Annotated in this window: 7 protein-coding genes; 2 read left to right on the top strand and 5 right to left on the bottom strand. The window is 73.0% G+C overall.

Annotated features, from left to right (window positions below):
* The 3 genes from FRW57_RS13800 to nudC all read right to left on the bottom strand — a co-directional run.
* A partial coding sequence (locus FRW57_RS13800) for a UvrD-helicase domain-containing protein (protein WP_420853255.1) occupies positions 1-205 on the bottom strand: 205 nt, incomplete at its 3' end.
* Between the two features lie 129 nt (positions 206-334).
* The gene (locus tag FRW57_RS13795; RefSeq protein ID WP_137122396.1) at positions 335-769 is read right to left on the bottom strand and encodes a PPOX class F420-dependent oxidoreductase; all 435 of its coding nucleotides are present in this window, start codon (positions 767-769) and stop codon (positions 335-337) included.
* A 90-nt stretch (positions 770-859) separates the two neighbouring features.
* On the bottom strand, positions 860-1,834 hold the full coding sequence (nudC, locus tag FRW57_RS13790; RefSeq protein WP_238999427.1) for an NAD(+) diphosphatase: 975 nt from the start codon (positions 1,832-1,834) through the stop codon (positions 860-862).
* Positions 1,835-1,875: 41 nt separating this feature from the next.
* Here nudC and FRW57_RS13785 point away from each other — a divergent pair, with 41 nt between their 5' ends.
* On the top strand, positions 1,876-3,240 hold the full coding sequence (locus tag FRW57_RS13785) for a phosphotransferase (protein WP_162308227.1): 1,365 nt from the start codon (positions 1,876-1,878) through the stop codon (positions 3,238-3,240).
* Positions 3,241-3,320: 80 nt separating this feature from the next.
* Here the strand turns inward: FRW57_RS13785 and FRW57_RS13780 are convergent, their stop codons facing one another.
* The gene (locus tag FRW57_RS13780) at positions 3,321-3,809 is read right to left on the bottom strand and encodes a hypothetical protein (protein ID WP_152186243.1); all 489 of its coding nucleotides are present in this window, start codon (positions 3,807-3,809) and stop codon (positions 3,321-3,323) included.
* 284 nt (positions 3,810-4,093) lie between these two features.
* On the opposite strand from FRW57_RS13780, the gene FRW57_RS13775 reads away from it, so the two are divergent.
* Positions 4,094-4,765 carry an ANTAR domain-containing protein gene (locus tag FRW57_RS13775; protein WP_162529362.1) on the top strand — a complete coding sequence of 224 codons (672 nt, stop codon included), beginning with the start codon at positions 4,094-4,096 and terminating at the stop codon, positions 4,763-4,765.
* A 27-nt stretch (positions 4,766-4,792) separates the two neighbouring features.
* On the opposite strand, the gene FRW57_RS13770 is transcribed toward FRW57_RS13775, so the two are convergent.
* Entirely contained in the window at positions 4,793-8,179 is a 3,387-nt protein-coding gene (locus FRW57_RS13770) for an ATP-dependent helicase (protein WP_152186241.1), read from the bottom strand.
* Positions 8,180-8,204 lie beyond the last annotated feature (25 nt).

The raw sequence follows: 8,204 nt of genomic DNA, 5'->3' as shown, positions 1-8,204 counted from the left end.
CCGTGAACGTCACCGCGAGCACCCGGCCTGGTTGGTACGCGCCGGACAGGACGCCGTAGGCGATCCGGTGCGTGATCGCGCGCGTCTTGCCGGTGCCGGCGCCGGCCAGGACGCACATCGGCCCGAGCGGTGAGGCGGCGACGAGCCGCTGCTCGGGGTCGAGCGCGGCGAGGACCTCGTCGGGGCTGGGGGGTGTGGACATCACCCCGATCCTCCCAGAGGCCACCGACCGGCGGCGAACCCCTGTGGACCGCTCACGGCCGCCGGCCGGCAGGCGGCGGTCGACCGCGGTGGGGTCGGGCTGCGGTGTGCCGGGTGTGTCGCGTGCGCCGGTTCAGCGCGGTGGCACGCCGTAGACGTGGGTCACCTTCAGTCGCGCCACCAGCCGCCGGTCCGCCACCATGGCGGCGCGGTAGTCCTCCCAGTCGGGGTGCTCGCCGTTGATCAGGCGGTAGACCTCGATCAGCTCCTCGACGGTGGCGTCGCCCGGTGCCGCCGCGACCGGCGACAGGTCGACGTCACCCTCGAGCACGGCATACGCCCATCCGTCGTCGGACCGGACGAACAGTGAGGCCCGCGGGTCGCGGCGCAGGTTGCGCGTCTTGGCGCGGTCGTCGGTGATCGACACCCGCACCAGGTCGGTGTGGTCCTCGAAGACGTAGCTGACGTGGGACAGCTGGGGGCGTCCGTCGCGCTTGATCGTCGTGAGGACGCCGAGATGGTGTCGGGTGGCCAGCTGCCGCAGTGCGGCGGTGCTTTCGGAGCTCATGCCCTCACTCTGCCACCGCTGGCCGTGGCACTCGCGACCACGGGCGCTCGGGGCTTCGCTGCGCTGGCTCGCGCACGCTGTCGTCGCTGCTCACCGGCGATCGACCGCGCGCAGCCCCTCCACGGGCTCCTCGGCCTGGGTCAGCGGACCGCCGTACCACTCCTCGATGAGGTGCCGTGCGATCGACAGCCGCGACGAGAGCCGCAGCTGACCGCTCGCCGCCCGCTGCGCCACCTCCTCGCGGGTGTACCAGCTCGCGGCGGCGATCTCGACCGGGTCGAGCCGCAGCTGCGCGCTCACGGCCCGGGCCGTGAACCCCACCATGAGCGAGGCCGGGAACGGCCAGGGCTGGCTGCCGCGGTAACGGACGTCGGTCACGGTCACGCCGACCTCCTCGAGGACCTCTCGGGCCACGGCCGCCTCCAGCGACTCCCCGGGTTCCACGAAGCCGGCGAGCACGGACCCGCTGCGCTCGTGCCACTGCGGTCCGCGGGCCAGCAGGATCCGATCGTCCTCGTCGGTGACGGCCATGATCACCGCCATATCGGTGCGCGGGTAGTGCTCGCTGCCGTCCTGCTCGCATTGGCGCACCCAGCCCGCCTCGCGGGGCACCGTGGTCGCGCCGCACCGGGGGCAGTGGGTGTGGGTGCGGTGCCAGTTCGCCAGCGCGAGCGCCTCGGCGAAGAGACCGGAGTCGTGGTCACCGAGGCTCGCGCCTGCCCGGCGCAGCGTCTGCCACTGCTCGTCGGCCGACTCCTGGGCCTCCTCCTGGGTCTCCTCATGGGCCTCGTCGAGCAGCGCGACGTATGCCGAGCCGCCACCATCGCGGCCCAGGTAGACCACCAGGTGGTCGCCGTCCCCCGGCTCGGGCTCGCGCAGGGCGAGGCGCAGACCCTCGTCCGTGGGTTGCGTGCGGGCACGGTCGCCGCGCAGGTGCAGCACGCGGGTCGCGGGGTCGGCCAGCAACCCGGTGAGCAGCTCGGGCTCCCTCCGCACGTGGGCGTCACGGTCGAGGGCGCCGTTCGACAGGGAGAGCTCGAGCAGGGTTTCCGACGACAACGTCACGCCTGCCAGCCTAGGACGCCGTGACGTCATACGGTGGGCGGGTGACACGCAGCCCGCTCGCTCTCGCAGCCCTCGCCAGCGCCGCCGTCCCCGGTCTCGCACCCGTCTCGGTCCAGGGCGTCACCGCACGCACCGGCGAGCAGTACCAGGTCGCCTTCCTCGAGGACCAGGAGGGCCGCCGGTGGGTGGTGCGGCTGCCGCTCAACGCCGTCGCCGCCGCGCAGCTCGACGAGGGTGAGTCCCTGACGCGGCTGCTGGCCCGCCGGATGCCGTTCGCCGTGCCGGTGCCCCAGGGCTACGCCCAGCTGAAGGAGGGTGGGCGCGCCGCCGTCTATCCCCGGCTCGCCGGCGAACCCCTCGACTGGACCCAGCTGCCGGCCGGTTCGAGGCTGGCCGCCGAGGTGGGGCGGGCGATCGCGGCGGTGCACAACGTCGACCGCGGGCTCTACGACGAGGCGGGCACACCGTCCTACGACGCCGACACCTACCGCACCCGCCGGCTCGCCGATCTCGACCGCGGGGCCGCCACGGGCCACGTGCCGACCGGGCTGTTGTCGCGCTGGGAGCACGCGCTCGAGGAGGTGACGCTGTGGCGGTTCGCCACCTGCCCGGTCCACGGCAACCTCACCGACCGGCACGTGCTGGTCGCGTATGACGGGTCCGACGACGCCGGTGCCGGCACCGTCAAGGGGCTCACCGGATGGGAGCGCGCTCAGGTGGCCGACCCGGCCGACGACTTCGGGACCCTGGTGACCGGGTGCGCGCCGGCCGCGTTCGACACGGTGCTGGAGGCCTACTCCCACGCCCGGGCGGAGCGCCCCGACAAGCACCTGGAGCGTCGCGCGCGACTGGCCGGCGAGCTGCGGGGACTGACCGCCCTGCTCGAGGCCGTCACCTCCGAGGACGACGAACTGGTCGAGAGCCGGGCGCAGGCGCTGCGACGCCTGGACCAGCACGCGCACGACACCGACCTGTTGCCGCCCCCGACCCGCTCCGTCCCGGCCGGGTCGCCTGCCTTCGCCGACAGCCTCGAGGGCGGGGAACTGCCCGACCTCGACGCGGACACCGGGTCGACCCCCGAGGCCGCGGCGCCGTCCACCGATGACGAGGGAAAGGGCTTGGACCAGGGCGGGGCCGTCACGCCGGACACCGAGCCCGCAATGCCGGCGCCTGCCGAGCGCGAGGACGGCGGTGACCACGAGGCCGCCGTCGCCCCATCCGCAGCGGCCGGGGACCAGCAGGTGACCGAGTCGTTGGAGTTCGACGCCCCGGCCGGCGACGAGGAGGCGAACGAGTCGCTGGAGTTCGGGGCACCGTCGGACGCCCACGTGCCGCAGTTCGACCCGACGGAGGCCGCCGAACCGAACGCCGGTGACGACGACCCGTCCGGACCCAGCCGCTCCTGACGCAGCGGTCCGGACGCGGACGCGAGGTCGGACCCGGGCGAGCCCCGGCGAAGTCGCCGTTGCTCGACCGAGCCGCGAGCTCAGCCGATGAAGTAGGACGGATCAGCGGGGTACCGCTCGCCCCCGAGGGGCCGCTGAGCATCGATCAGGGCCTGGCGGGTGGAGCTGGCGCGTGGAGGCACGCCGTGGTCTCCCTCGGCGCCGGCATGGCCGTCGCTCTGCTGGTCGATGAGGTTGATCGCGACCGTCAGGGTGGCCAGGGCACGCTGCTCCCGGGAGGTGGATGTCCGGTCGGCGAGTGCGACCAGACGAGAGCGGGCCTGTCGCAGGACGTGCTCGCGCAGCACGGGATCGTCGGGGTGAACCTGCGCCACCAGCTCTTCAGCCGGCCGCAGCGGTGACCACTCGGCAGGGGAGGCGCGGCGCAGCACCCAGCGCAGCACCGAACCGGCGCTCTGGCCAGGGCCGGGCGGTGGGGCACCGGCGCCGAGCTGCGCCGTGGCCAGGGGGTCGATCGATCCGGTCCGAGCCGCGTGGTGGGGGTCGTGGGGAAGGTCTGCCGAGTCCATGAGTGCCTCCTGGCAAGCTGGCGCCACGCCACCAGGGTCACGGGAGGCCTCACCAGGCCGAGGTCAGGGGCCCGCCGCTCATCTTCGACCGTGCGCACCGATCCGTCAACGGTCCAGCGGGCCGTATGCTGGAAGCCTCGTTCACCACGTTGAGCCAAGCATGGGATCGGCTTCATGCGGCTTCGCCAGCCCACCCGGAGGCCCCCATCTACGACCATGGGCTCTACCTGAGGACGCTCTCGGAGTTCACCGCCAAGCTGCTGGTTCCATATGAGGTCGACGCCGTGCTCGACGAGTTGGCCGAGCGCGTCACCAGCGTGCTCGGTCTGCTCGGTAGCGGGGTCAGCCTGCACAAAGGGGAGCGGCTGGAGGTCGTCACCGCGGTCGACTCCCGGATCGCCGCGGTGGAGCTGGCACAGCAGGATAGCCAGGACGGCCCGTGTGTGGAAGCTGCCCGGACCGGCCGAGTGGTGTCGGTGGATGACCTGTCCATCGACGTCGACCGGTGGCCCAACTACCAACGCGCTGCACGGCAGGCCGGTGTGCTGGCCGTGGCCTCGTTGCCGATGCGGCTGGCCGGGCGGACCGTCGGCGCGCTGAACCTCTACAGCGAGAACCGCCGACAGTGGAGCACAGAGGATCTCGCGGCAGCCACCGTGATGGCCGACATGGCCACCGCCTACCTGATCAATGCCTCCGAGCAGCGCCGCCAGGTCGAGCTGAACGAGCAGCTGCAACACGCCCTGGACGCTCGGGTCATCATCGAGCAAGCCAAGGGCATGGTCGCCACCAGGCAACAGATCAGCGTCGAGCTCGCCTACGAGCGGATCAGGGCCCACGCGCGACGCCGCAACGCCACCGTGCGCGCCGTCGCCGAGGCGATTGTGCGCCTCGGCCTCCAACCGGCCCAAGATGCACCCGGAGACGACCCCACCGGCCCGCAGCACGAGGCGTGACCGCGACGTCGTAGCCGCCGCCCACCGTCACTCGGGCACGGCACGCAGGACGTCCAACAGGTCGGTCTCGCCGAGCAGCTCCGGCCAGACCGTGCGCCCGGTGGCCGCGTAGTAGAACGCGGCGTCGACGTCCTCGACCTCGATCCCGCGCAATCGGGCAAACGCGAGTCGGTAGGCGGCGAGCTGAATCGCCCTGATCCGCGCCCGCTCGCCGGTCGGCTCGGCTCCGGTCTTCCAGTCGACGAGCGTGAACCCACCTGCGGGACGGGCGAACACCGCGTCGATACGGCCGCGGATCGCGATGCCGTCGACGACGGTCTCGACCGCGATCTCGACCGCCTCGGGCCGGCGACCGGCCCACTCGCTGCGCAGGAACCGGGCCTTCATCGCGGGCAGGTCCTCGTCGAGTCCCGGGTCCTCGTCGGCGCTTCCGGGCAGGTCGAGAAGGTCGACCAGCGCCGCCTGGGCGTAGTGCTGCTCCACCCAGGCGTGGAAGGCGGTGCCGCGGCGTGCAGCCTGCGCCGGAGGAGTGGGCATCGGCCGTCGCAGGGCCAGCGCGAAAGCCTCGGGATCGGTGGCCAGAGCCACCACGGAGGAGGCCGAAAGGTGGCGCGGCATCCGGACGGCCTCGGCGTCGCGCCGACCCGCTCGGTCCCGCTCGGCGAGCAGCATCTCGATCTCCTGCTCCCGCGGGTCGATCGGGAGCATCGGAGCCGTTGTCGCCCCGTCACGCGTCTCCGCCATCGCGTCGAGCACCGCCTGCACGGAGTCGGTCAGCTCGAGCCTGCGACGCGACTGGGCATCCACCGGCCACGAGACGCTCTGGCTCTGCTGGGTCCGGGGGTTGACTGCCTTGCCGTGATCGTCCGGCTCCGGCATCTGCGCCCAGACACCGACCTGCGCCAGACCGGCCTCCACCAGCTCATCGAGGAACCGAGAGGTCACCCGGGGGGACTTGCCATCGGCCCAGACGTGCGCCGTGAGCAGCAGCTCCCGCCGCGCTCGGGTGAACGCGACGTAGGCCAGACGCCGTTCCTCGGCGATCGCGTGCTGCCCGCCCTCGAGCACGAAGCGTTCGAGGTCGTCCTTGAGCTCCGCCAGGTCGGCAACCTCCTTCCAGCGCCAGCGTGGCAGCCCGTCGCAGTCACCCCGCACGTCGTAGGGCACGCCGTCGAGTCCGCTGCACCAGCCCTTGTCCTTCGGCGTGCCGACCGACCACCGCCCGTCGGACCAACGGCTGCTGGGCGGCGAGGGCCACGACGGGAACGCGCCCTCCGTGAGCCCGGCGACGGCCACCACGTCCCACTCGAGGCCCTTGGCCGCGTGGACCGTGAGCACCTGCACCGCGTCGAGCGAGGCCTCCAGGGGCGCCTTCTCGAGCCCGCGCTCCTCCTCCAGCGCGGCGTCCAGCCACGCCAGGAAACCGCCGAGCGTGGGTCGGTCGGCGCTCGCGGAGAAGCTCGCCGCGACGTCGGCGAAGGCGTCCAGGTGCATCCGGGCGGTGGCGAGGGTGTGCTCGGGCCGGGCCAGCACCTCGATGTCGAGCCCGAGGGCGCGCTCGGCCTCGCCCGCGAGATCTGCCAGCCCCAGACCGGTCAGCGACCGCAACCGCCGCACGACGTCAGCGAGCCCGGCCAACCGCTCGCGGGCCACGTCACCGATCCGCCGCCCGTCGGCCCCGTGCCAGCCCTGTGGCGGCAGCTCGTCGAGCGCCTCGACGATGCTCGCGCGCTCGCCGCTCTCGGGCGCCATGTCCCTGGTGTTCCTGGTGTCCCTGATGTCCTTGGCGTCGTTCGTGTCCTTGGCGTCCTTGGCATCCTTGGTCGCCCCCTTGGCCGCGTCCCGGCGCTGCAGGTGGCGTGACCAAGCGGCCAGGCCGTCCAGGTCGGCCGCGCCCAGCCGGCAGAGCGGCCCGGTCAGCAGCCGCATCAGGTGGTCGCCCCTGCCCGGATCGTGCACGACAGAGAGCAGCGCCACGATGTCGGAGACCTCCGGGGTGGTCAGCAGACCGCCCAGCCCGACGACCTCGACCGGCAGACCGCGCTCCTCCAGTGCCGCGACGATTGTCGGGAACTGGGACCGCTTGCGGCACAACACTGCTGCCGACCGTCCGGTGCGGGTCGCCCGGTCCGGACCGGTGAACCAGCGACGCTGCACCCAGTCGGCCACGTGCGAGGCCTCGTCCTCCAGCGTCGACAGCCGCGCCGCCTCGACCGAACCCTCCTGCGCGTCGGGACGCGCCCGCAGCAGCTGCACGTCGACGTGCGAGTCATCCCGCAGCGGCGCGGACGACAGGTTCGCCGTCGCGAGGATGGTCCGGTCGTTGCGCCAGCTGGTCGACAGCGGCAGCACCGCGGCCGGCCCTGCGGCGTCACGGAACTCGCGCGGGAACCGGCTCAGCGTGGTCGCACTCGCGCCGCGCCAGCCGTAGATCGACTGGTGCGGGTCGCCCACCGCGGTGACCGGCACCGCCGGGCCGTCGTCAGGCCCTGCGGACGCGTCGGGCACGTAGAGGCTGCGCAGCAGGGTCAGCTGGGCCTCACTGGTGTCCTGGAACTCGTCGAGAAGCACCGCGCGGAAGCGCCCGCGTTCCATCACCCCGATGTCGGCGAAGCGCATCGCCAGCCGCGCCGCCAGCGCCATCTGGTCGGAGAAGTCGAGCGCCTCGCGACGCCGCTTGAGGTCGAGGTATGCCGCGACGAGCGGCAGGATCTGACGTCGCCCCTCGAGGGTGCGCAACACGTCGCGGACCGGAGCAGGCACCGAGGAGGCCTTGCCGCCGCTGGGAAGGGCCCCCACCCGATCCGCCACCTCGCCGAGGAACCTGTCGAGGGCGTCCACCTCGAGCAGGTGCTCGGCCATCTCCCCCGCGATGGAGGTGACCGCTCCGACCACCGTCGACAGGGCCGGCGCAGCGCCGCCCGAGGTGCGGATCTGCTCCAATGGTCCGTCGTAGGACTCGGTTACCTCGGCGGCGTACTGCCAGGCGGCGGCCTCGGACAGCAGCCGTGCCTCCGGCTCGATGCCGAGCCGAAGCGCGTGCTCGCGCACCAGCCGGCCGGCATACGAGTGGTAGGTCGACACCGTGGGCGTGCCGCCGAGCACCTCGGCCCCGTCCTCGAGCTCGGGCGGCGTCCACAGCCCCACCCGCTGGAGTTGGCGCAGCCGCCGTCCGATCCGGTCGGACAGCTCTGACGCGGCCTTGCGGGTGAAGGTCAGCCCCAACACCTGGTCGGGCTCGACGTGACCGTTGGCCACCAGCCAGACCACCCGGGAGGCCATCGTCTCCGTCTTGCCGGAGCCGGCTCCCGCGACGACCAGCAGGGGTCGAAGCGGCGCCTCGATGACAGCGGCCTGCTCGGGCGTCGGTGGCGGCCCGCCGAGCGCGGCCGCGATCTGCGCAGCGGAGCGCACCGGAGCACGCCGGACGCGCTCCTCG

This window comes from Segeticoccus rhizosphaerae, from assembly GCF_009192725.1.
GTDB lineage: Bacteria > Actinomycetota > Actinomycetes > Actinomycetales > Dermatophilaceae > Segeticoccus > Segeticoccus rhizosphaerae.
The sequence above is the reverse complement of the archived record's forward strand: the minus strand, read 5'-3'. Positions and strand labels throughout refer to the sequence as shown.

What these genes read in the sequence shown, in the direction of transcription:
- FRW57_RS13795 (WP_137122396.1), bottom strand. Translation starts at nt 769, where the DNA reads ATGAGCTCCGAAAGCACCGCCGCACTGCGGCAGCTGGCCACCCGACAC.
- FRW57_RS13780 (WP_152186243.1), bottom strand. Translation starts at nt 3,809, where the DNA reads ATGGACTCGGCAGACCTTCCCCACGACCCCCACCACGCGGCTCGGACC.